The organism is Acidovorax facilis (assembly GCF_050626955.1).
In the GTDB taxonomy this organism is placed as follows: domain Bacteria; phylum Pseudomonadota; class Gammaproteobacteria; order Burkholderiales; family Burkholderiaceae_C; genus Acidovorax; species Acidovorax facilis.
Genome location: NZ_CP192460.1, coordinates 3283836 through 3304732 on the forward strand (window position 1 = coordinate 3283836; position 20897 = coordinate 3304732).

21 protein-coding genes and 1 tRNA gene are annotated in these 20897 nt (G+C 65.6%); 5 read left to right on the forward strand and 17 right to left on the reverse strand.

The features are described 5' to 3' along the window. Positions 1-83: 83 nt before the first annotated feature. Together ACQ4MJ_RS15000 and ACQ4MJ_RS15005 are read right to left on the reverse strand one after the other, a co-directional pair. On the reverse strand, positions 84-701 hold the full coding sequence (locus ACQ4MJ_RS15000) for a hypothetical protein (protein ID WP_121421007.1): 618 nt from the start codon (positions 699-701) through the stop codon (positions 84-86). A 110-nt stretch (positions 702-811) separates the two neighbouring features. Further along, positions 812-1432 carry a hypothetical protein gene (locus tag ACQ4MJ_RS15005; protein ID WP_431152118.1) on the reverse strand — a complete coding sequence of 207 codons (621 nt, stop codon included), beginning with the start codon at positions 1430-1432 and terminating at the stop codon, positions 812-814. Between the two features lie 231 nt (positions 1433-1663). Here ACQ4MJ_RS15005 and ACQ4MJ_RS15010 point away from each other — a divergent pair. Further along, positions 1664-1753: transfer RNA gene (locus tag ACQ4MJ_RS15010), tRNA-Ser, on the forward strand. A gap of 104 nt (positions 1754-1857) precedes the next feature. Here the strand turns inward: ACQ4MJ_RS15010 and ACQ4MJ_RS15015 are convergent. Beyond that, on the reverse strand, positions 1858-3063 hold the full coding sequence (locus tag ACQ4MJ_RS15015; RefSeq protein WP_431152117.1) for an alpha-hydroxy acid oxidase: 1206 nt from the start codon (positions 3061-3063) through the stop codon (positions 1858-1860). Between the two features lie 111 nt (positions 3064-3174). On the opposite strand from ACQ4MJ_RS15015, the gene ACQ4MJ_RS15020 reads away from it, so the two are divergent. Further along, a complete protein-coding gene (locus ACQ4MJ_RS15020; RefSeq protein WP_431152116.1) occupies positions 3175-4101 on the forward strand; it encodes a LysR family transcriptional regulator in 927 nt (308 codons plus the stop codon). Between the two features lie 292 nt (positions 4102-4393). On the opposite strand, the gene mnmH is transcribed toward ACQ4MJ_RS15020, so the two are convergent. From mnmH to ACQ4MJ_RS15040, 4 genes are all read right to left on the reverse strand, one after another. Next, positions 4394-5506: a tRNA 2-selenouridine(34) synthase MnmH gene (gene mnmH, locus ACQ4MJ_RS15025; RefSeq protein WP_431152115.1), complete on the reverse strand. Its 1113-nt coding sequence runs from the start codon at positions 5504-5506 to the stop codon at positions 4394-4396. A 2-nt stretch (positions 5507-5508) separates the two neighbouring features. Next, entirely contained in the window at positions 5509-6579 is a 1071-nt protein-coding gene (gene selD / locus ACQ4MJ_RS15030) for a selenide, water dikinase SelD (RefSeq protein ID WP_431152114.1), read from the reverse strand. 142 nt (positions 6580-6721) lie between these two features. Beyond that, a complete protein-coding gene (serS, locus tag ACQ4MJ_RS15035; protein WP_176888658.1) occupies positions 6722-8056 on the reverse strand; it encodes a serine--tRNA ligase in 1335 nt (444 codons plus the stop codon). A 32-nt stretch (positions 8057-8088) separates the two neighbouring features. Then, positions 8089-9030 (reverse strand): threonine/serine dehydratase, encoded by a 942-nt coding sequence (locus ACQ4MJ_RS15040; RefSeq protein ID WP_176888657.1) that lies wholly within the window; start codon positions 9028-9030, stop codon positions 8089-8091. 168 nt (positions 9031-9198) lie between these two features. Between ACQ4MJ_RS15040 and ACQ4MJ_RS15045 the strand changes: the two genes are divergently transcribed. Beyond that, complete coding sequence (locus ACQ4MJ_RS15045; protein WP_055402248.1) at positions 9199-9927, forward strand: CBS domain-containing protein; 729 nt, start codon at positions 9199-9201, stop codon at positions 9925-9927. Positions 9928-10061: 134 nt separating this feature from the next. Here the strand turns inward: ACQ4MJ_RS15045 and ispH are convergent, their stop codons facing one another. Both ispH and ACQ4MJ_RS15055 read right to left on the reverse strand, forming a co-directional pair. Continuing rightward, on the reverse strand, positions 10062-11057 hold the full coding sequence (gene ispH / locus ACQ4MJ_RS15050; RefSeq protein ID WP_431152112.1) for a 4-hydroxy-3-methylbut-2-enyl diphosphate reductase: 996 nt from the start codon (positions 11055-11057) through the stop codon (positions 10062-10064). Next, on the reverse strand, positions 11057-11521 hold the full coding sequence (locus ACQ4MJ_RS15055; RefSeq protein ID WP_431152111.1) for an FKBP-type peptidyl-prolyl cis-trans isomerase: 465 nt from the start codon (positions 11519-11521) through the stop codon (positions 11057-11059). Before ACQ4MJ_RS15055 ends, ispH begins: the two co-directional genes overlap by 1 nt. 88 nt (positions 11522-11609) lie before the next feature. Here ACQ4MJ_RS15055 and radC point away from each other — a divergent pair, with 88 nt between their 5' ends. Beyond that, positions 11610-12323 (forward strand): RadC family protein, encoded by a 714-nt coding sequence (gene radC, locus ACQ4MJ_RS15060; protein ID WP_431152110.1) that lies wholly within the window; start codon positions 11610-11612, stop codon positions 12321-12323. A 185-nt stretch (positions 12324-12508) separates the two neighbouring features. After that, positions 12509-13258 carry a Smr/MutS family protein gene (locus ACQ4MJ_RS15065; RefSeq protein ID WP_431153063.1) on the forward strand — a complete coding sequence of 250 codons (750 nt, stop codon included), beginning with the start codon at positions 12509-12511 and terminating at the stop codon, positions 13256-13258. A gap of 104 nt (positions 13259-13362) precedes the next feature. Here the strand turns inward: ACQ4MJ_RS15065 and ACQ4MJ_RS15070 are convergent, their stop codons facing one another. The 8 genes from ACQ4MJ_RS15070 to ACQ4MJ_RS15105 form a co-directional block, all read right to left on the reverse strand. Continuing rightward, complete coding sequence (locus ACQ4MJ_RS15070; RefSeq protein WP_431152109.1) at positions 13363-13890, reverse strand: midcut-by-XrtH protein; 528 nt, start codon at positions 13888-13890, stop codon at positions 13363-13365. 122 nt (positions 13891-14012) lie between these two features. Further along, positions 14013-16034: a bifunctional 2',3'-cyclic-nucleotide 2'-phosphodiesterase/3'-nucleotidase gene (locus tag ACQ4MJ_RS15075; RefSeq protein WP_431152108.1), complete on the reverse strand. Its 2022-nt coding sequence runs from the start codon at positions 16032-16034 to the stop codon at positions 14013-14015. 125 nt (positions 16035-16159) lie between these two features. Further along, complete coding sequence (locus tag ACQ4MJ_RS15080; protein ID WP_121507315.1) at positions 16160-16378, reverse strand: DUF7661 family protein; 219 nt, start codon at positions 16376-16378, stop codon at positions 16160-16162. 14 nt (positions 16379-16392) lie between these two features. Beyond that, entirely contained in the window at positions 16393-16785 is a 393-nt protein-coding gene (locus tag ACQ4MJ_RS15085; RefSeq protein WP_431152106.1) for a GNAT family N-acetyltransferase, read from the reverse strand. A gap of 5 nt (positions 16786-16790) precedes the next feature. Further along, positions 16791-17201, reverse strand: coding sequence for a GFA family protein (locus tag ACQ4MJ_RS15090; RefSeq protein WP_228898554.1), 411 nt, complete (start codon positions 17199-17201; stop codon positions 16791-16793). A 52-nt stretch (positions 17202-17253) separates the two neighbouring features. Further along, complete coding sequence (locus ACQ4MJ_RS15095; protein WP_431152104.1) at positions 17254-17748, reverse strand: RidA family protein; 495 nt, start codon at positions 17746-17748, stop codon at positions 17254-17256. 77 nt (positions 17749-17825) lie between these two features. After that, positions 17826-18257 carry a group II truncated hemoglobin gene (locus ACQ4MJ_RS15100; RefSeq protein ID WP_055402812.1) on the reverse strand — a complete coding sequence of 144 codons (432 nt, stop codon included), beginning with the start codon at positions 18255-18257 and terminating at the stop codon, positions 17826-17828. A 94-nt stretch (positions 18258-18351) separates the two neighbouring features. Continuing rightward, on the reverse strand, positions 18352-20871 hold the full coding sequence (locus ACQ4MJ_RS15105; RefSeq protein ID WP_306554514.1) for an ABC transporter permease: 2520 nt from the start codon (positions 20869-20871) through the stop codon (positions 18352-18354). Positions 20872-20897 lie beyond the last annotated feature (26 nt).

Here is a 20897-nt window from a genome sequence, read left to right on the forward strand (position 1 = left end):
CGGCATGCTTCCTGGGTGGACGGGGAGAGCTGCGGAGCATCGGCGCGGGGGCGCTGAACAGCCCCCCGCACCGACGCACCGCTTCAGCACATCACAATGTTTTCGAGGTTGAACGCGAACGGCGTCGAGTTGGCGCCAGGGCCGCCACCCGTCATCACAATGTCCGCGCTGGCAATGCCCAGGAGGGACAGCTCGGTGTTGATGTTGGAGATGATGGCCGAATTCATGACCTGGCCCTGCACGACCTGGGAGGCCACACCAATCCAGATGGTGGGTTTGAACTCAAACACCGCTTTTTGCTGGGGCGCGATCGAGGTCTTGATGGCCAGGAGCTTCCCGTCCTTGTAGCAACTGGCGTTGATGGCCCCCTTGGGCAGCGCGTTGAGCACCTGCACTTCCTTGGAACTGGTGCCGCTGCCTGCGCGGACGAGCCGGTCGCCAGACGTGGTCAAGGACATCTGGAACAGTTCGCCGTTCTGGGCATCCAGCTGTGGCGTGTAGTTGCCGTAGCTGTCACTGGCCCCCACCTGCATGCCCATGGGAAACGTGAACGGATGGTTGTCGCCCTGGCCACAGTACTTGATGACCTGCCAGGCCACCGACAGCTCGTCGAAATTGGTGGCGACATTCTTCTGGAATATCACGACCTCCGAGTTGTTCGTGTCGTTGGAGTTGTTGATGAAGTTGAGTTGAACGCCCATGAGTTTCTCCTGTTGGTGAAAGTGGTGGCAACACGCCATGCGTTGCCCGTTTGCCCCCCGGCCTTGAAGCCCGAAAAGCGAACTCTGTGGATGCAGACCTGCCCGGATGGTCAGATCTGCACGATGTTTTCAAGATTGAATTCGTAGGGGGTGGAGCCCTCGCCTGGCCCACCGCCCGACATCACGACGTCTGCGCTGGCGATGCCCAACAGCGACAGTTCTGTGTTCGCATTGCTCATGACGGCAGAGCTGATCGCCACGCCCTGCGCCACCTGGGATGCAACGCCAATCCACAGCACCGGCTGGTACTGGAACACGGCCTTCTGGCCAGGTGTGACGGCAGTCTTCATGCCCACCATCCGGCCATCCCTGAAGACGCAGATATTGACCGCGCCCTGGCCCAAGTCGTTGAGCACATCGAGCTCATTGGAGGCACTGGCCAGCCCCGCACGCCGCAGGCGCCGCCCCCCCGATGCGGTGGACTCCAGCCTGAGCATCTGGCCGTTTTCTGCGGCCATGCGGGGTGAAAAATTGCCGTACTCATCGGCAACGCCCACTTCGAAACCCGCTGGGAAAACAAAGGGGTGGTAACAGTCACGTCCGCAGAACCGGATCACCTTCCAGGCCATTGCCAGCGAGGCCATGCCGGTGAGCTGGTTCTTCTGATACATCACCACCTCCGACTTATTGCCGTCGCGGGACTGGTTCACAAATCGCAGCTTGATATCCATGGGGACTCCTACCTGATGTCCTGTCGCTGGGTTGCTTGGCACTGCGTTTTTGAAGCAGTGATGCGACTGTAGGCAGGCCCGCAAAGCAAAGCGATTACAGGCAATTACAGGCAGGAGCTCCACCAGACGGCGCGCGCTGGCCCACGGCAAGCGACCGCATTTGGCGTGGAAGATAGAGAGAGGCGCTGGTGTCCCTGAAAATCTGGCTATAATCACAGGCTTCGACACACAGGAGAGGTGGCAGAGTGGTCGAATGTACCTGACTCGAAATCAGGCGTAGTGGCAACACTACCGTGGGTTCGAATCCCACCCTCTCCGCCACTGACAAAGCCCTGATGCTATTTAATCGATAGCGCAGGGCTTTTTCTTTGGCGCATCGTGAACGGACAAGGGCGACACCACCGCCGTCCCTTGTAATCCATCCCTCAGCTTCTCTGGCGCGCGATGTGCTGGGGTCCCAGTTCGCTGCAACCCGTGGCGCCGAGCATGGCGAGGTTGCGATCGACCTCGTCGCGCAGCAGGGTGATTGCGTGGAGCACCCCCGCTTCACCGGCAACGGCGGCTGCATAGTTGAAGGGTCGGCCCACCAGAACCAGGCGCGCGCCCAGCGCAATGGCCTTGAGCACGTCGGAGCCGCGCCGAAAGCCCCCATCCACCAGCACCGGGTAACTCGGGCCCACGGCCGCGACCACGTCTTCCAGCACGCGCATGGGCGATATGGCCCCGTCGAGCTGGCGCCCCCCGTGGTTGGACAGCACCACGCCATCGGCCCCGGCATGCTGCGCCTGCAACGCGTCCTCCACGCTGAGCAGGCCCTTCACGACCAAGGGCCCCTTCCAGCGGCGGCGAATGGCCTCAATGTGGCGCCAGCTCAAATGGTCGCGCGCCGAGAAGTCGCGCAGGACCGTGGAAGAAACAATGGGCGCACCGCGCGTGGCGAACGAATTTTCAAAGTGCGGCATGCCGTGGCGCAGCAACGTGCGCAAAAAGGTTCCCGCCATCCAACGCGGCCGGACGAGACCATCCCATGCCAGACGCAGGCTGGGGCGCAAGGGTGTGGAGAAACCCGTGCGGATGTTGTTCTCACGGTTGGCGGAGATGGGGATATCCACCGTGACGACGAGGGTGCGAAAACCCGCACGCTCCACGCGGTCGATGAGCGCATCAATGCGTGCCTGATCGCCAGGTAGGTAGGCCTGGAACCAGGTGCCCGGGCTGTCGCGGGCCACGTCTTCCATCGGAATCAGCGACGTACCGCTCATCACAGACGCAATGCCCATGCGCCGTGCAGCACGCGCCAGCACAAGATCGCCCCGGTAGGTGGACAGCGCATTGATGCCCATGGGCGCTATCCCGAAAGGGCTGCTGTAGCGTTCGCCAAAGAGCTCGACGGATTGCGACCGTTGCGATACATCGCGCAGGACCCGCGTCACGAAGGCAAAGTCTCCAAACGCCGCGCGGCTGTCGCGCAGCGAGGCGTTGTCCTCCGCCGCACCGGCGATGTACCCGAAGATGGGCCGGGGCAGACGCCTGCGCGCGGCGTCCTCAAAGTCGTGCAGCGACAGCATGCGGCGCAATACCGCAGGCGAGCGCGGCGCGGTGGTAAACGGCGTAGCAGTGGAGACGGGCATGGCAGATGGTCATTGCGTTGAGGGATCAGCGCCACTGTAGATTTCCGCATCAGTGAATAAAAGCGGAATATTTAGAATGACTTTGTTCGCTTTTTGCCAATATCTCTGCACATGCCCCATCCCTCGGTCAAACAACTTGAAGCCTTCTGGTGGGCGGCCACCTGCGCCAATTTCGCCACGGCAGCGGAGCGGGTGCACCTGTCGGTCTCGTCGCTGTCCAAACGCATCAGCGAACTGGAGTCCACGCTGGGCCAGTCGCTGTTCGACCGCAGCGGGCACCGTGCCGTGCTCACCGAGGCGGGGGAGCGTCTGCTGCCGGCCGCACTGGAAGTACTCAACGCCATGGCGGCGCTGGGCCATACGCTAGGCTCCCGCGAGGAGCTTGCGGGCCGCTGCCGTTTTGGCGTGGGTGACCTCTCTGCGCTCACGTGGCTGCCCACCTTTGTGGCGGCAGTGCGGCGAACGCACCCACGCCTGGCTCTGGAACCTTGCGTGGATGTGGGCGGGGTGCTGGAGCGCCGCCTGGACGACGGCGAACTGGACTTTGCCGTGATCGCAGGACGCTCGTCGCGCAGCACACTGCTATCTCAGCCCGTGGGCGCCGCGCGCTTCGCCTGGGCCCTGTCACCCAGCCTGGCGGGCGCCAGCCGCCTGGGCATCAAAGCGTTGCTGCAGCAGCATCCCCTCGTCACGCTGCCGCCAGGCGCTGGCACCACGCGGCTGCTGGACGACTGGTTGCTGGCGCAAGGTGTCACCGTCCGCGAGCACATCCTGTGCAACAGCCTGGGGGCCGTGGCGGGCATGCTGCGCGCAGGAGTGGGTGTGGGGTTTCTGCCCTCGGGGTGGGTGGGCCCGCTGGGTTTGCGCGCCCCGGGCGCACGCACGCCACTAGCGCCGCTGCAATACAGCTTCCAGTGGCGCCGGGGTGATGCGCGGGCACTGATCCCCGCCATGCAACGCCTGGCGCAGGCAGAGGTGGACTTTTCGGTGTCGCCTGCGCTAGGGATGTCCTGCATAACCCTCGCGAGTCGGTGGTAGTGCGGATCGGGTGGGGCCGCAAGGCGTCTTTTGGCAGCCAATAGCCGGGCTATTGGCAAGAAAAGCAACGCAGCGGACTGCCCGAGACCGCGCTATCACAGACCGCAGGGAGTTATGCAGGACATCCCTAGGGATCCTCTGCACGAATTGAACGGCAAGTGGGCGCTGCGGAGCGGGATGGGCTGCAAGGCGCAAAAACGCAGCAATAGCCGTGCTAGCGCGAGTATTTGCAACGCCACAGACCGCCCGAGGCCGCAGATGCACACGGCGCGGTGATTCGTGCAGAGGGTCCCTACGACTGGCAGCTTGAGGGCCCGGCGCGTTCCCGCAAATACGCCAGGACTTCACCGTGTGCCCCTTGAAACTCAATGCGGTCAGCCCGGCTTTCACGCTGGTAGGCGTACATGGGGTCGTAGTAATACCGCAGCAGCGCCGTGATCCAGTCGCGGTGCTGCGCAGCATCGCCATGCTCCTTCTGCTGGGCCAGGGCGCGGAGCATCGTCGCCCGCAGAAGCTGGTGACGATCTCCCCCCAGACGCTTGTGCAGTTTGTCCAGGCTTTCCAGCAGGCGGGCAGAGAAGGCGTCAAACCCCTGCACCTCGCCCTGCGCAGCACAAAACTCAGCGCACTGCGCGACCACGTAGTCCCGCAGGATGCGCTCGACCCTGGCTTCAAAGGGCTCGTCGACATAAACCATCGGGGCTTGCTCCAGGCACAGCCTTAGCTCCAGCGGCACAGCGCAGCGCCCCACATGCCGGCCCTCGTCCTCGACGACGAACAGCCGCTGCCCTGCCGCACGCTTCTTGAGGATGTCGATGGCCAGCTGGTTCTCGAAATCAATCTGCGCGGGCTGGCCACTCACACGCTGGCCAAAGCTGGAGCCCCGGTGGTTCGCGTGCCGCTCCAGGTCAAGTCCGCTGGCCAGCTGTTCAATCAACTCGGTCTTGCCGGTGCCCGTGAGCCCGCCAAGCACCACAAACCGGCATTCCTGGGCAGCAGCCTGCGTGGTCTGCAGCAGGAAGGTGCGCATGGCCTTGTAACCACCGATCACACGGGGGTAGTCGATGCCCGCTTCGCTCTGCAGCCACTGCTGGACGATCTGGGAGCGCAAGCCGCCGCGAAAACAATAGAGCACGCCCTGCGGATGGGCCCGTGCAAACTCGGCCCAGGCCTGGATGCGCGCCCGCTTGATGTCGCCGGACACCAGCGTGTGCCCCAGCGCAATGGCCGCGTGCTGGCCCCGCTGCTTGTAGCAGGTGCCCACCTGCTGGCGCTCGGCATCGTCCATCAAGGGTAGGTTGACCACTGCAGGGAAAGCCCCCTGGGCAAACTCCACGGGTGCACGCACATCCATCATGGGCACATCGTTCAGAAAGATGTGCCGGTAGTCGGCCAGGTTCTCCATGGTCAACCCAAAACGACAGCGAAGGCCTGTCGCGCGGTCAAGTGGCCGATGGGCGCGAGCTCCAAGCCACACCCGGCTGCCACTTGCAGAAAATCGCTCTCGCCTTCGGGTGCCACGGCAACCAACAAGCCGCCGCTGGTCTGTGGGTCGCACAACAGTTGCTTCTGCGTGTCGTCCAGCGGCGCAATCCTGGCGCCATAGCTGTCGAAGTTGCGCTGGGTGCCGCCGGGCACGCAGCCTTCGGCCAGGTAGTACTCCACGCCGCTCAGGCGCGGTACGGCGGCATAGTCAAGGACCGCCGTCAGGCCACTGCCCTCGGCCATCTCGACCAGGTGGCCCAGCAAGCCAAAGCCCGTGACATCGGTCATGGCCATGACGCCCGGCAACTTGCCAAAACGGCTGCCGGGCTGGTTGAGGGTGCACATCAGGTCGCGCGCGCGGCCTACGTCCTCGGGCCGCAGCTTGGCCTTTTTCTCTGCGGTGGTGAGGATGCCGATCCCCAGCGGCTTGGTCAGGTACAGGCGGCAGCCCGCCGTGGCGGTGTCGTTGCGCTTGAGGTGGCGTTTTTCCACCACGCCCGTCACGGCCAGCCCGAAGATGGGCTCCGGCGCATCTATCGAATGCCCGCCGGCCAGCGGAATGCCTGCAGCGTCGCACACCGCGCGTCCGCCGCGTACCACCTCGCGTGCCACCTCGGGCGGCAGCACATTCACCGGCCAACCCAGGATGGCAATGGCCATCAGGGGGTCTGCACCCATGGCATAGATGTCGCTGATGGCATTGGTGGCAGCAATACGCCCGAAGTCGAACGGGTCGTCCACGATGGGCATGAAAAAGTCGGTGGTGGACACCACACCGCGTTCGTCGTCCAGCGCGTACACGGCAGCGTCGTCCCGCGACGCGTTGCCCACCCAAAGGCGGGGGTCCAGGTTCTGGGCGCCGCTGCCCGCCAGGATCACGTCGAGCACCTTGGGGCTGATCTTGCAGCCACAGCCTGCACCGTGGCTGTATTGGGTGAGACGGATGGGGGTGCTGGGGGAGGCGTTGCCAGGAGGGGTGTCGGGAGAAGTCATGGCCGCATTGTCCCGAATCGGCGCCCACAACCATTGCGGGGCCGCAAAAACAACAGGGCCTGCCCGCGCATTTGATTTGCGTGGGCAGGCCCTGCGGGGTGCGCCCGGCCAAAGCCGATCCGGGGCGCAACACGTAGGCCGGTCAGGCCGCGGGTGTCAGCTCCGACACTCCGCCCATGTAGGGACGGAGAACGGCCGGAACCTCGACGGTTCCGTCCGCACGCTGATAGTTTTCCAGCACCGCCACCAGCGTGCGGCCCACGGCCAGACCAGAGCCGTTCAGGGTGTGCAGCAGTTCGTTTTTGCCTTGTGCGTTCTTGAAACGGGCCTGCAGGCGGCGTGCCTGGAAAGCTTCGCAGTTGCTCACCGAGCTGATCTCGCGGTAAGTGTTCTGTGCGGGCAGCCACACTTCCAGGTCGTAGGTCTTGGCGGCGCCAAAGCCCATGTCGCCGGTGCACAAGCTCATCACGCGGTAGGGCAGGCCCAGCTTCTGCAGGACGGTCTCTGCGTGGCGGGTCATTTCTTCCAGCGCTTCGTAGCTCTTGTCGGGATGCACGATCTGCACCATCTCGACCTTGTCGAACTGGTGCTGGCGGATCATGCCGCGCGTGTCGCGGCCGTAGCTGCCAGCCTCAGAACGGAAGCACGGCGTGTGGGCCGTGAGCTTGATGGGCAGGTCGGATTCGGCCACTACCACGTCGCGCACAAAGTTGGTCAGCGGTACTTCGCTGGTGGGGATCAGGTACAGCGCAGCGTTGTCCGGCACAGGCTCGCCGTCCTGGCCGCCCTTCTTGGCGGCAAACAGATCGCCTTCAAACTTGGGCAGCTGGCCGGTACCCTTGAGGGAATCGGCATTCACAGCGTAGGGCACATAGCACTCGGTGTAGCCGTGCTCTTGCGTCTGCACGTCCAGCATGAACTGGCTGAGGGCACGGTGCAGGCGGGCAATGGGCCCCTTCATCACGGTGAAGCGCGAGCCCGAGAGCTTGACGCCCATGTCGAAATCGAGCCCCAGCGGGGTACCTACGTCAACATGGTCTTTCACCTCGAAATCAAAGGTGCGCGGGCCTTTTTCGTCAGGACTCCAGCGACGCACTTCCACGTTGCCCGCTTCATCGCTGCCCACGGGCACGGATTCGTGTGGCAGGTTGGGCACAGCCACCAGCATGGCCAGCAGCTCGGCCTGGATCTGTTCCAGGCGGGCAGCGGATTGCTCCAGTTCCACCTTGCCTGCGGCCACCTGGGCCTTGATGGCTTCGGCACCATCCTTGTCGCCCCGGCTCATCAGCATGCCGACCTGCTTGGACAGCTGGTTGCGCTGAGCCTGCAGCTCTTCGGTGCGGGTCTGCAGCGTCTTGCGTTCGGACTCCAGGGCCTGGAATGCGGAGACGTCCAGGAAGGCCTGGGGCTTTTTGCGGGTTTCCAGCCGCGCGATGGCGGTGTCGAGGTCTTTGCGGAGGAGAAGAATGTCAAGCATGGCTGGATTTTAAAGGGGTGGTCGGACTGGGCTCAGGCAAGGATTGCCGGGTCGAAGTTGGCGCCGCAGAGAATGAGGGCCACCGTTTCCTGCGGCTGGGGCTTGTAGGCACCGATCTGCAACGCCGCCAAACCCAGCGCGGCAGCGGGCTCCACGGCCAGTTTCAGCTCTTTCCACAGCCACAGCTGGGCGGCGCGGATGGCGTCGTCGCGCAGCAGCAGGGCATCGTGCACATGGCGCTGGCTGACCTCCCAGCCAATGGCGCCGATGCGGCGCGCGCCGAGGGAATCAGCGGCCACGCCACCCACGTCCACATCCACCGGCTGGCCTGCGGCGCGCGCCGCGTGCAGGGTGGGCGCAAGTTCTGGCTCCAACGCGACAACATGGGCGCGGCTCTCCACCCACGCGGCCACGCCGCCGATGAGGCCACCGCCGCCCACACTGACCAGCACCGTGTCGGGCAGGCGGCCACCCTGCTCTTCCATCTCCAGTGCCAAGGTGCCTGCACCGGCCACCACCTCGGGCTGGTCGTAGGCGTGGGCCTGCAGCGCGCCGGTGGCCTTCTGGCGGGCCACGCAGGCCTCGAAGGCTTGTGAATAGGCAGCGCCGGTGACGACCACCTCGGCGCCCAGCGCGCGCAGGCGGGCGCGCTTGGCCTCGGGCGACACCTCAGGCACAAACACCTCGCAGCGCACACCCAGCGCCTTGGCGGCAGCAGCCACTGCAATTCCGGCGTTGCCGCCAGATGCAATGATCACGCCACTCTCGGGCACAGGGTTGGCGAGCAGCCGGTACAACATGCCGCGCGCCTTGAAGCTGCCGCCCACCTGCAGGTGCTCCAGCTTGAGCCAGACCTCGGCGCAATCCACGCCCAGGGATTTGCCAGAAACGCGCATCAGCGGCGTGGTGCGCAAAAAATCAGGCTGGGTGGCCAGTTGGTGGCGGGCGGCGGCGATGGCGGCGCGGTCGATCATGCAGGGGCTCCGGTGAAGCTGGTGGGGTCAGAAGAAGGGGCAGTGTAGGGGTTGCCCGCAACATGCAGACACAACGCTGACTGCACGCGCGCCGCACAACTGCCGATAACATGGGCAGAGCAGCCCCCACCCCAACGCGGTGGTCGGCTTGCGCGCAGGAGAAAAAGCATGTTCTTTGTGTTCGGCCCGTCGGGCCAGATGTACCGGGGTGGACCCGAAAACCTGGCGCGTATTTCTGCGGTGCGCAGCGTGCAGCGCCCGCAGGCCCTGCGCACGCGGGCCATGGACGCGCAAGATGGCCAGCCGGGGCCCATCTTCACGGCCTCGCCCCGTCCCACTGCGGCCGATGCCAGCGCTGCCGCACCTGCCGCCATCGTCAACCTGCGCATGCACGACGCCGTGAGCGCCTATGCGCAAACCGAACAAGGCCCCCAGGCCACCGCCCGCCAGCCGCTGACCAAGGTGAGCGACGTAATGACCACCGGTGGCGTGAGTGTGGCGCCCGGTGTGCGCGTGAACGATGCCTGGCAGACCCTGGCCGAGCACAAGGTGGCGCAGGCGCCGGTCGTGGATGCGCTGGGCCGCGTGATTGGCCTGCTGCTGCGGGCCGACATGGCGCCGCTGGACCTGCTGCCCGAGCCCGGTGCCGTCAAGCAGGCCATCGACCTGGCGCGCCGCCCGGTATCCGAAGTGATGGTGAGCCCCGTGCCCACCGTGTCGCCCGACACCGAGCTGCGCCGCGTGGCCGCCGTGCTGCTGGACACGGGCCTGCCCGGCCTGCCGGTGACCGACGAGGCGGGCGTGCTGTCGGGTTTTATCTCCCGCACCGACATCCTGCGCGCGGTGGCGGCGGACCCACCGCTGGATTTGTGGAGCGGGCCTGCAATGGCGCTGTAGCGCAACCTATCCTGCACGGCGACAAAATAGGATTCAAATCAGGCCCTAGCGCTTATCTATCAAGCGCTAGCAGCTATCAATTAAGAAGCAAAAACCAACAAACACCTTCCCATGAGGCGCCCGCTGCCCCCAGATCAATGCCCCGCAGGCCCGGTCTCTGGTGTGCGTTCGGTGATGCTCAAGCCGGTGGTCGCGTCGATTTTGAGCCCCTTGGGCAGCGGGAACTTGATGGTTTCCTCGATGCCCGCCATGGTGCGTACCGACACAGCACCAAGCGCTTTGATGCGGTCGATGACCTGCCGCACCAGGATTTCCGGCGCTGAGGCTCCGGCGGTCAGCCCCACGCGGGCGAGGCCATCAAACCATTCGCCCTTCAGCTCGTCGGCGCTGTCCACCATGTAGGCGGTGGTGCCCAGCTTGGCGGCCAGCTCGCGCAGGCGGTTGCTGTTGGAGCTGGTGGGGCTGCCCACCACGATCACCACGTCCACCTGCGGGCTCAGCACCTTCACGGCGTCCTGCCGGTTCTGGGTGGCGTAGCAGATGTCCTGCTGCTTGGGCTCACGCACGCTGGGGAAACGCGCACGCACGGCGGCCGAGATTTCGGCGGCATCGTCCACCGAGAGCGTGGTCTGCGTGACCACGGCCAGCTTCTCGGTCTGCGCGGGCTGCACGTGCGCCACGTCTTCCACGTCTTCCACCAGGTGGATGCCCTGGTCGAGCTGGCCCATGGTGCCTTCGACCTCGGGGTGGCCCTTGTGGCCGATCATGATGAATTCGTAGCCCTCCTTGGCGAGCTTGGCGACCTCGACATGCACCTTGGTCACCAGCGGGCAGGTGGCGTCAAAAATGCTGAAGCCACGCGCCACGGCCTCTTGCTGCACGGCCTTGCTCACGCCGTGGGCGCTGAAGACCAGCGTGGCGCCGGGCGGCACGTCCGACAGATCTTCGATGAAGATCGCGCCCTTGGCCTTGAGGTCGTTCACCACGTAGGTGTTGTGCACGATCTCGTGACGCACGTAGATGGGGGCGCCAAATTTCTGGATGGCGCGCTCCACGATCTCGATGGCGCGGTCCACCCCTGCGCAAAACCCGCGCGGCTCGGCCAGCAGGATTTCTTGCGGTGCCTGCATCACAGGATCCCGATCAGTTGCACTTCAAAGGTCACGGGCTGGCCCGCCAGCGGGTGATTGAAGTCAAACAGCACCGCGCCATCTTCACGCACTTGCTGCACGGCGCCTGCGTAACTGCCCTGGCCATCGGGCGTGGGGAACTGCACCACATCGCCCACGTTGTATTTTTCGTCGGGGTCGCCCAGCTCGTTCATCAGCTTGCGGGCCACCCACTGCTGCATGTCGGGGTTGCGCTCGCCAAAGGCCTCGCCCGCAGGCAGCTCGAACGTGGTGCGCGTGCCCTCGGCCAGGCCCAGCAGGCGCTGCTCCATGGCGGGCGACAGCTCGCCCGTGCCCAGCGACAGGGTGGCGGGTTTGTCGGTAAAAGTGTTGATCACATCCCCCGCCGGGCCGGCCAGGCGGTAGTGCAGCGTGAGGAAGGAGCCCGGCTGAACGGTGGGAAGGGAGGTGGAAATAGAGGTCATGAGAGTCCCGATAAACTGCCGCGATTGTAGAAAACCGGGCAAACCCCTACCGCGGCCACCGCTGCTGGCGCGTCCCACCCCCTCTCCCATGGCCATCAAAGACCTGCCCGCCGACGCCCAGCCCCGCGAAAAACTGCTGGCGCGCGGCCCTGCCGCGCTGGCCGATGCCGAGCTGCTGGCCATCCTGCTGCGCACGGGGATCGTGGGCAAGGGCGTGCTGCAGATGGCGCAGGAGCTGCTGGACCCGCCCGGCATCGACCCGGACACGGGCGCCATCACCGGCGGCTTTGGCGGCATTGCCGGGCTGTTGCACACCAGCGCGGCCGACCTGGAACGCATCAAGGGCCTGGGCCCCGCCAAGCGCGCCGAACTGGTGGCGGTGCTGGAGCTGGCCCGCCGCGCCCTCGCCCAGCAGCTGCGCGAACGCGAGGTGTTCGACTCGCCCGACACCGTCAAGCACTACCTGCAGCTGCACCTGGCGGCCAAGGGGCACGAGGTGTTTGCGGTGCTGTTCCTCGATGCACAAAACCGCCTGCTGGCGCTGGAGGAGCTGTTTCGCGGCACGCTCACGCAGACCAGCGTGTACCCGCGCGAGGTCGTGCTGCGCGCCCTGCACCACCAGGCGGCCGCCGTGGTGCTGGCCCACAACCACCCTAGCGGCAGCGTGCAACCCAGCCGGGCCGACGAGGCGCTGACCCTGACCCTGAAGACCACGCTGGCACTGGTGGATGTGCGCGTGCTCGACCACGTGATCGTTGCGCCGGGCCAGGCGTTGTCGATGGCGGAAAAGGGCCTGGTGTGACTGCGCCTGCGCCCGCACCGGCCCACCCGACGACGGCATTACACGCCGCGCTGGCACGCGCTGCGCGCGGCTCCGAAGGCCCTATGGGCGCCGCCCAGCCTGCCCCTGCCCCCACTACCACCGCCGTGCCCCGGTCCGCCCGGCGCGCAGGTTTGGCCGACAAGAAGGCTGCGGCCAAGGCGGCGATGCGGCCTGTCCGTCATGCCCCCGCGCCACCCTCCATCAGCGACAACCCGGCACCGCCCCGACGCCGTGCACCACCTGCCCCTCGCCGGGCAGGCGAACGCATCACCCAGTTGCAGGACCTGGCCACCGTGGCCCGCCGCCTGCGCGAGGACCAGGAGCGCCGCGAGGCCGAGGAGAAAGCCCAGCGCGAAGCCGCCGCCCGGGCCGAGGCCGAGCACCACCTCTTCAGCCGCAGCGTGGGCCCCGTCACGCCACTGCGCAACCCCAACGTGGCGCGGTTGCGCAAGCACCAGCCCCCGCCGCTGCCCGTGCAGCACTGGTTGGATGAAGAGCGCGTGCTGCGCGAATCCATCAGCGACGACTTTGACGTGACCACGCTGCTGGACACGGACGACCAGTTGAGCTTCCGCCGCCCCGGCATCGGCGTGGAAGTGACGAGCCGCCTGCGCGCAGGCCATTGGAGCATCCAGCGCCAGCTGGACCTGCACGGCCTGCGCGTGGACGAGGCGCGCGAGGCGCTGGGCGACTTCATCCGCCACGCCCACAAGACCGGCCTGCGCTGCGTGCGCGTGGTGCACGGCAAGGGCCTGGGCTCACCGGGAAAGAGCCCGGTCCTCAAAGGCCGGGTGCACAGTTGGCTGGTGCAGAAGAACGAAGTCCTGGCCTTTGTGCAAGCCCGGGGGGATGAAGGTGGAGCAGGTGCGTTGGTGGTCCTGCTACGCTCGGCGCAGAAGATGCTGCGGAAATAGGGCCTAGCGCTTGACAGAAAAGCACTGGTAGCTATCTATTTCATAGCAAATACTACAGCAGCACCCGCACGGAACGCTTCCAGAATTTGGCCGTAAGCTTCCGGTCAAACCGGAGCACCCTGCACCCGGACGTAGCAGAAGGGGATGGCGCTGTGGGCAGGGATCCGCATACCTACCTGGCACTGGGGCAAGGTATTTGGCGTCACGACGGTGTAACCGGGGGTTGCCTGGATGCTCAGGATCAACACATCTTCATCCCCGGAGTTGTAGACCACCTCATCAATATTGGCGGGGAAGTTGTACGAGGACCCGATGTAGTTGGCCGCATCAATGCTGCCGTTCGAGTACGCATTGCGTGCACCAAAGACACCGCCCAGCACCAGGGTCACCCCCACGGCTGCCGCCAGCAGCGAGTAGAACCTGCCGCTCTGCCCCTGGCGCCGAAAGGCATTCCAAGCCAGCAATCCCAGGGCACCCACCAAAGCCAGCATCCCCAAGTCAGACAACGTGGGGATCGAGGAACTCAGTCCAAAGCTGATGACTCCGCCGGAAGCCGGCTGCGCCAGCGCTGCCAAAGAGGAAAACAACCCCAGGCCAGCACAGGCCCAGCGGCGGATAGCGGTTCGGTTCATACTGACTCCAAAAAGAGAATGGCGGGCAATGAGCCCCCAATAGAGGAGCCTGCTCCACCCATGGCGGTCACTCTAACACGTAACACTTTGTCTCCAAGAGCGGTATTTGTGTCCGTTCAGACTTACTTCGAGAGGTCGATCGCGTACTTCGACGTGCCCTTGCCCGATCCATCATCGGCCGCCAGCAGCGACACATTGGCCAGCCCGCCCGCCTGTGCCACGCTCAGCGCATTGGCGCCCGAGCTGAACACCACCGGGCCCGCCGCCGTGGCCTTGGCAAAGCGCCAGCTCTTGGCCGCGCCGTTGGCCACGCGGGTCACCGCCGGGTTCTTGCGGATGTAGTCGATCACCACGTCGCGGTTGGCGTCGGGCGAGGCCCAGATGGTGCCCGAGCCATCGAGCTTGTCGATAAAGCTCTTGCCGCTGGTGGCGCGGTAGTTGTTGGTGGCGATCACAAACTCCTGCGCCACGTCGATGGGCTTGCCCAGGTAGCTCAAGTTCTTGATGCGGCTGCCCACGGGCTGCGTCACGTCGATCTCGTACTGCACGTCGGCGGTGGTGAACATGTCAAAGTTGTACCCAGGGAACGTGCTGATGAGCTGCTGCTCGCCGGTCTTGGCAGGGTCGATCTGGTTGAAGCGCTTGGCGGCGGCCTCCAGCCAGTTCTTGATGTCGCCACCATTGACCTTCACCGCATACACCGTGTTGGGGTACAGGTAGAGGTCAGCTGCGTTGTTGATGGCCAGCGGGCCCACGGCCACGTCGGTGTAGTCGGCGCCGCCCTGGAAGCCGCTCTTGAACGGCGCACTCACCGACAGCACGGGCAGCTGCGCATACTGCGGCAGGTTGGCCTTGACATAGGCCGCCACATAGGCCTGCTGGGCCTGGTTCACGATCTGAATCGCGCCCGGGTCACCCACATCGGCAAACAGCGTGCTCATGCGGAAGTCGGTCTGGCCGATGGGCGTCTTCACGTACTGGATCGCGGCCTGGTGCTGCGTCTCGATCAGCGGGGCGATGGCAGGGTCGGCATCCACGGTGACCGTCGTGCCCGCAGCGTTCTTGCTCTGGATGTTGCGCAACTCGCTCTTGCTGGCGGACTTGTTGACCACCCACTTGGTGCCATCCCACTGCAGCGCGAGCTGCACCACACCCAAGGCCTTGCCCCAGGAGCTGGCCATCACCGCTGGCACGCCGTTGATGGTGCCCGCCTTGTGGTCCACCCCCGGCAGCTTGAAGCCGGGGATGGCCGCCGTGTCGGGGAACACGCCGTGCTGGTGGCCCATCACCATCGCATCGATGCCAGCCACCTTCGACAGGTACAGGCCGGGGTTCTCCATGGTGGGCGAATACGCCGCGCCGTCCAGCCCGCCGTGCAGAAGAGCCACCACGAGGTCAGCGCCCTTGGCGCGCAGTTCGGGCACGTACTTGTTGGCCGCCTCCACCGCGCCTTCGGTAGTGACCTTGCCTTCGAGGTAGCGCTTGTCCCAGTTCATGATGCCCGGCGTGGTGAAGCCGATCACGCCGATCTTGATGGGCAGCTTCACGTCCTTGCCATCCGCGCTCTTGGCCACCAGGGTGCGCTCCAGCAACGTGTAGGGCTGCACCAGCGGCTTCTTGGTCTTGTTGCTGACCACATTGGCCAGCACCACCGGGAAGCCCGCGCCAGCGCACTTCTTGGAGCCATCCACGCCGTCCACATCCAGGCCGCCGCCCAGCACCTGGTTCAGAAAGGGCAAGCCGTAGTTGAATTCGTGGTTGCCGAGGGTGCCCGCGTCAAAGCCCAGGGAGCCCATGGCCTTGTACATCGACAGCTGCTGCGTGCAGGGGATGGGGTTGATGGTGGCTTCGTAGTCGGCCAGCGCCGTGCCCTGGATGGTGTCGCCGTTGTCCACCAGCAGCGTATTGGCAAACTCCTTGCGCGCGGCGCGCACCAGCGTGGCCGTGCGCTCAAAGCCATAGCTCTTGTCCTCGGCCAGCTTGAAGTAGTCGTAGCTGCGCACGTTGAAGTGCAGGTCGGTGGTCTCCAGCACGGCCAGCGTGGCCGTGGCGCCCGCATTGTTATTGCTGTCGTCGCTGCCACCACAAGCAGCCAGCGAAGCCGCCAGTGCCACCATGCCTAGCGCGGCAACGCGGCGCGACATGTGCGAAGAAAGAAGCGAATGGATTGGAGTGCGCGCAGACATGAACAGTCCCTGGGTGAAAGAAGGGACCGAGTGTCTGGCAGGGGTTTGACAGCGGTGTGACGCGGCACCCCGTCGTCAGGATGTCAGTCGATGCGGTGCACGTCGCCGTTGTGCGGGGAAGCACTTTCGTGGAACAGGTCTTCGAGGAACTGCGCCAGTTCATGTTCTTCGACAAAGTCGGGGATCACAAAGCCTGAGGGTGTGCGTTTACCATCAGCGCCCACGCGGTAGGCCTGCCACAGCGCACCTTCGCGCCGCACCTCGACGATGCGGCCAAAAACATGGAAACGCGGGTGGTTCATGGGATTCAAGCGTGTCAGGTGGAGCGTGTGCGCTCCATTGCAATCGCCGACGGGGCAAAACCCATTCTCGCAAAAAATTCGGATGCACCTGGACGGCCAGCGCGCAACACCCAGGTGGCTGCGGGCGCCTTGGCCAATGCTTGTTGCACCAACGCGCGCCCCAGCCCCCGGCCCCGAAACGCAGGGGCCACGACCAGCATGGACAAATAACCATTGCTCAGCCCGTCAGTAACGGCGCGCGCATAGCCCACCACCTCGTCCCCGTGCAGCGCCACCAGGTTGCACTGCGACGCAGCCACCAGCGCCTCGAACTTCGACAGGGTGCCTAGCCGGTGCGACCAGCCGTGCGCAACCAGCAAGGCATACACCTGCGGAAGGTCCTGATCAACAAGGTCTCTGACCGCCATGGCCCCTACCCCTGCGGCTCTTGCGGATAGCCATCCCCGATCACCACCCAGGGGGCTTTGGAGTCCACGTAGATGTGTTTTTGGGGCGGCGTGTCGTAGGGCGTGTCCAGCGTGCCCAGCGGCACGGCCACCCAGTCGGCGTGGGCGCCCTCGCTGTGCCACAGCAGGGGCGAGCCACACACCGAGCAGAACGTGCGTGTGACCTGGGCCGAAGACTGGTAGGTGCGCACCAGCGCCTGGCCCTGGACGAAGCGGTGGCGCTCGCGACGCACGTTGCCATAGCTGGCGAACGCTGCGCCATGGGCCTTGCGGCACATGGAGCAGTGGCAGTGCGACGAGGCCTTGACGGGCGCGGTGGTCTCATAGCGGACGCCGCCACACAGACAGCTTCCTTGGTGCACAACGGGGTTGTTCATGGCCGTTCTTCCTTGGGGGATGGGCGCGATGCGATGCAGTGACCGTGTAGGCTCAAGGTGCAGCAGCTGCGGCAGAGGGGCTCACTGAAGCGATCAGGTCCACCTCCACCGTCGCGTTCTTGGGCAGCTGCAGCACGCCCACCGACGTGCGGGTGTGCGCGCCCGCCTCACCCAGCACGGTAAACAGGATTTCCGACGCACCGTCGGCCACCTCGCTTTGCTGCGTGAATGTCGGCGCCGACTGCACGTAGACCGTGATGCGCAGGATGGATTGCACCGCATCAAGCGAGCCCAGCGCGCGTTGCAACAGCGCCAGTGCGCGCATCGCGCACACCTTCGCAGCCTTCTGCGCATCGGCCAGCGACGCCCCGGCACCCGCGTCCCCGGTGACCACCACCGTGTCGCCCACACGCGGGATCTGGCCGCTCAGGTAGATGTGGTGCCCATCGCGAACCAGCGGCACGTAGTTGCCGCCGATCTTGATCTCGCCATCAAAGCTGTAGCCCAGGGCCTGGGCCTGTTCCTGAAAACGGGCATCGCGGGACATAAAAAACAGCTCCTTTTCTCAAAAAACAGCGCACAGCACAGCACACCGGATGCACGCCCACCAAAACCCAGCGGTTGTCAAACGCCCTTGTTGCGCATCCAGTCGGCCGTGCCCATGAAGCTCTCCTTCAAGCGCGCGCGCAGGTCTGCGGGCACGCCGGTCTCGCCCATGGCCTGGTCCATGCAGGCCACCCACTGGTCGCGCTCCTTGATACCGATAGAAAACGGCATGTGGCGCGCGCGCAGCCGGGGGTGGCCGAACTGGTCGGTGTAGTACGAGGGGCCGCCAAGCCAGCCGCAGAGGAACATGAACAGCTTTTGCCGCGCCTGACCCAGGTCGCTGCCGTGGGCGGCCCGCAGCTCCGCGTAGCCTGGCTCCAGGTCCATCAGGTCGTAAAAGCGCTCGACCAACGCGCGCACCCGGCTTTCGCCACCGATCCATTCGAAGGGGATGACGGCAGCCACGGCTTCGGTGCCTTCGCTACCAGCTTGGGGGGTATCAGAATTCATAGCAAAACAGGCCCTAGCGCTTATCCATAAAGCGCAACAAGCTATCGAAAATATAGCAAATCAACTACAACACAGGCCAAGGCCATGCACCTGCTCACTCTGCCGAGCGCCGCAGCGTATCGACCACCGGGCGCAGCAACACCTCACGCAGGCCCCACCAGCCCGCAGCCAGCGCCAGCACGGCCCCAGCCACGGCGCCCGCCAGGGGCACCCAGGGGGCAGCCGTCCAGGTGAAGTCGAACACAAATCGCGCCAACGCCCAGCCCACGCCCACCGCCACGGCGCTGGCCAGAAAGCCCGCGAGCAGGCCCACGCCCATCAGCTCGGCGCGCTGCACCTGCCGCAGCAGGCTGGCGCGGGCGCCCACGGCGCGCATGATGGCGTATTCGCGAGCACGCTCTTCGCGCGTGGCCGTGACGGCGGCAAACAGCACCACCAGCCCAGCAGCCAGGGTGAAGGCGAACAGGAATTCGACCGCGCGGATCACCTGCTCCAGCACGCGCTGCACCTGGGCAATGGTGGCACCCATGTCTACGTTGGTGATGTTGGGAAACTGGCGCACCAGGCCGTTGTCAAAGCCGTTGGTCTCGGGCGCACGGTAGGCCGCCAGGTAGGTCACGGGCACGTCCTTGACGGTGGCCACGGGGTACATCACGAAGAAGTTGGCCCGCATCGAGCCCCAGTCCACCTTGCGCAGGCTGGTGATGCGTGCCTCGTTCTGCACGCCGCCCATGTCGAACAGCAGGCGGTCGCCCATCTTCAGGCCCAGGGTTTCGGCAATGCCTTCTTCGACGCTGATCGCACCCTCTTCGCCCGGCGTCCAGGCACCGGCCACCACCTGGTTGTGGGGCGGTGCCTCCACGGCGTTCGACAGGTTGAACTCACGGTCCACCAGGCGCTTGGCACGGTCGTCGGTGTAGTCGGCCGGGCCCACGGGTTTGCCGTTCACAGCCAACAGGCGGCCCCGGATCATGGGGTACCAGTCGTACTTGGCCACGCCACCGTCCTTGAGCGTCTGCTGGAAGGCGTCGGCCTGGTCGGGCATCACGTTGATCACAAAACGGTTGGGCGCATCGGGCGGGGTGGCCTTGCGCCAGCTGTCCACCAGGTCGGTGCGCAGCAGCACCAGCAGCACCAGCGCCAGCAGCCCCACGGCCAGGCTGCTCACCTGCACCACGGCATAGGCCGGGCGCGCAGAAATCTGCCGTGTGGCCAGTACCAGCCAGCGGGGCGCGGTGGCCTCGTTCACACTTTTGCGCAGCAGCTTCACCGCCACCCACGACAGCCCGGCAAAGAGGGCCACCGCCCCGGCAAAGCCACCCACGGCAATCAGGCCCAGCGTGATGTCGCTGCTGACCGTGAGCAGCAAGGCGGCAAAGCCTGCCACCCCAATGCCCAGCACCGCCAGCGAGGCAGGCTTGAGCCCGCCCACGTCGCGCCGGATCACCCGCAGCGGCGGTACCTGGGCCAGTTGCAGCACAGGGGGCAGACCAAAGGCAAACAGCAGCGTGAGCCCCATGCCCAGCCCAAACGCCACAGGCCACAGGCTGGGCGGCGGCAGGGCCGACTCGACCAGGCCCGCCAGCAGCAGCACAAAGGCGTAGTGCACCAGATAGCCCAGCGCCACGCCCAATGAGCTGGCAAACAGGCCCACCAACGCAAATTCGGCCGTGTAGGCGCCCGCGATGGTGCGCTGGCTTTGGCCCAGCACCCGCAGCATGGCTGAGGCATCCAGGTGCTCGGCCGCAAAGCCGCGCGCGGCCAGGGCCACGGCCACGGCCGACAGCAGCGCTGCCAGCAGGGCCACCAGGCTCAGGAATTTCTGCGCGCGGTCCAGCGTCTGGCGCATTTCCGGGCGGCCGCTTTCGAGCGACTCCACGCGCACGCCGTGCACGTCGGGCTTTTTCGATTCGGCAACAGCCCATTCGCTGAACGCCTTGACCGCAGGGGCCGACCCGATGACGGCGAAGCGGTAGGTCAGGCGGCTTGCGGGCTGCACCAGGCCGGTGGCGGGCAGGTCGGCCTCGTTCACCATCACCCGTGGGGCGAAGCTCATGAAACCGGCGCCGCGGTCGGGCTCGATCACGATGATGCGTGCAATGCGCAGCTGCGAATCGCCCAGCAGCAGCATGTCGCCCATCGCCAGGTTCAACGATTCGAGCAGCGGGGCATCCACCCACACCTCGCCGCGCGCCGGGATGTCGCGGGTGGGCTGGTCGAGCGCGCCGGGGGCGTCTGCCACCTTGAGGCTGCCACGCAGCGGGTAGCCCGGGGGCACGCTTTTGAGCGCCACCAGCTTGCTGGCGCCGCCCTGGGCGTCACTGGCGCGGCCCATGGTCGGAAAGCCCAGCGTGGTCACGGTCTGCAGGCCCAGGGCCTTGGCCTGCTCGACAAAGGCGGGGGGCGTGGGGTTGTCGCTGGCCACTACGGCATCGCCCCCGAGCAGCTGCAAGGCATCGCGCTGCAGGCCACCTTGCAGGCGGTCGGCAAAAAAACCGACCGACGTGAGGGCTGCCACCGCCAGCGTAACGGCCACGATCAGCAGCCGCAACTCGCCCGCGCGCAGGTCACGGGCCAGGGTGCGCCAGCCCAAGCGTAAAAAAGACAGGTTCATGGCGCAGAACCTTAGCGCAAATGGAA

Bases quoted from the DNA above. Each gene is read 5' to 3' on its own strand.
- ACQ4MJ_RS15015 (WP_431152117.1), bottom strand. From the start codon at position 3,063: ATGCCCGTCTCCACTGCTACGCCGTTTACCACCGCGCCGCGCTCGCCT.
- ACQ4MJ_RS15040 (WP_176888657.1), bottom strand. From the start codon at position 9,030: ATGATCGACCGCGCCGCCATCGCCGCCGCCCGCCACCAACTGGCCACC.
- ACQ4MJ_RS15105 (WP_306554514.1), bottom strand. From the start codon at position 20,871: ATGAACCTGTCTTTTTTACGCTTGGGCTGGCGCACCCTGGCCCGTGAC.
- ACQ4MJ_RS15065 (WP_431153063.1), top strand. From the start codon at position 12,509: ATGCGGCCTGTCCGTCATGCCCCCGCGCCACCCTCCATCAGCGACAAC.
- ACQ4MJ_RS15020 (WP_431152116.1), top strand. From the start codon at position 3,175: ATGCCCCATCCCTCGGTCAAACAACTTGAAGCCTTCTGGTGGGCGGCC.
- radC (WP_431152110.1), top strand. From the start codon at position 11,610: ATGGCCATCAAAGACCTGCCCGCCGACGCCCAGCCCCGCGAAAAACTG.
- ACQ4MJ_RS15055 (WP_431152111.1), bottom strand. From the start codon at position 11,521: ATGACCTCTATTTCCACCTCCCTTCCCACCGTTCAGCCGGGCTCCTTC.
- ACQ4MJ_RS15100 (WP_055402812.1), bottom strand. From the start codon at position 18,257: ATGAATTCTGATACCCCCCAAGCTGGTAGCGAAGGCACCGAAGCCGTG.
- ACQ4MJ_RS15095 (WP_431152104.1), bottom strand. From the start codon at position 17,748: ATGTCCCGCGATGCCCGTTTTCAGGAACAGGCCCAGGCCCTGGGCTAC.
- ACQ4MJ_RS15090 (WP_228898554.1), bottom strand. From the start codon at position 17,201: ATGAACAACCCCGTTGTGCACCAAGGAAGCTGTCTGTGTGGCGGCGTC.
- ACQ4MJ_RS15075 (WP_431152108.1), bottom strand. From the start codon at position 16,034: ATGTCGCGCCGCGTTGCCGCGCTAGGCATGGTGGCACTGGCGGCTTCG.
- ACQ4MJ_RS15080 (WP_121507315.1), bottom strand. From the start codon at position 16,378: ATGAACCACCCGCGTTTCCATGTTTTTGGCCGCATCGTCGAGGTGCGG.
- selD (WP_431152114.1), bottom strand. From the start codon at position 6,579: ATGACTTCTCCCGACACCCCTCCTGGCAACGCCTCCCCCAGCACCCCC.
- ACQ4MJ_RS15005 (WP_431152118.1), bottom strand. From the start codon at position 1,432: ATGGATATCAAGCTGCGATTTGTGAACCAGTCCCGCGACGGCAATAAG.
- ACQ4MJ_RS15070 (WP_431152109.1), bottom strand. From the start codon at position 13,890: ATGAACCGAACCGCTATCCGCCGCTGGGCCTGTGCTGGCCTGGGGTTG.
- mnmH (WP_431152115.1), bottom strand. From the start codon at position 5,506: ATGGAGAACCTGGCCGACTACCGGCACATCTTTCTGAACGATGTGCCC.
- serS (WP_176888658.1), bottom strand. From the start codon at position 8,056: ATGCTTGACATTCTTCTCCTCCGCAAAGACCTCGACACCGCCATCGCG.
- ACQ4MJ_RS15085 (WP_431152106.1), bottom strand. From the start codon at position 16,785: ATGGCGGTCAGAGACCTTGTTGATCAGGACCTTCCGCAGGTGTATGCC.
- ACQ4MJ_RS15000 (WP_121421007.1), bottom strand. From the start codon at position 701: ATGGGCGTTCAACTCAACTTCATCAACAACTCCAACGACACGAACAAC.
- ispH (WP_431152112.1), bottom strand. From the start codon at position 11,057: ATGCAGGCACCGCAAGAAATCCTGCTGGCCGAGCCGCGCGGGTTTTGC.
- ACQ4MJ_RS15045 (WP_055402248.1), top strand. From the start codon at position 9,199: ATGTTCTTTGTGTTCGGCCCGTCGGGCCAGATGTACCGGGGTGGACCC.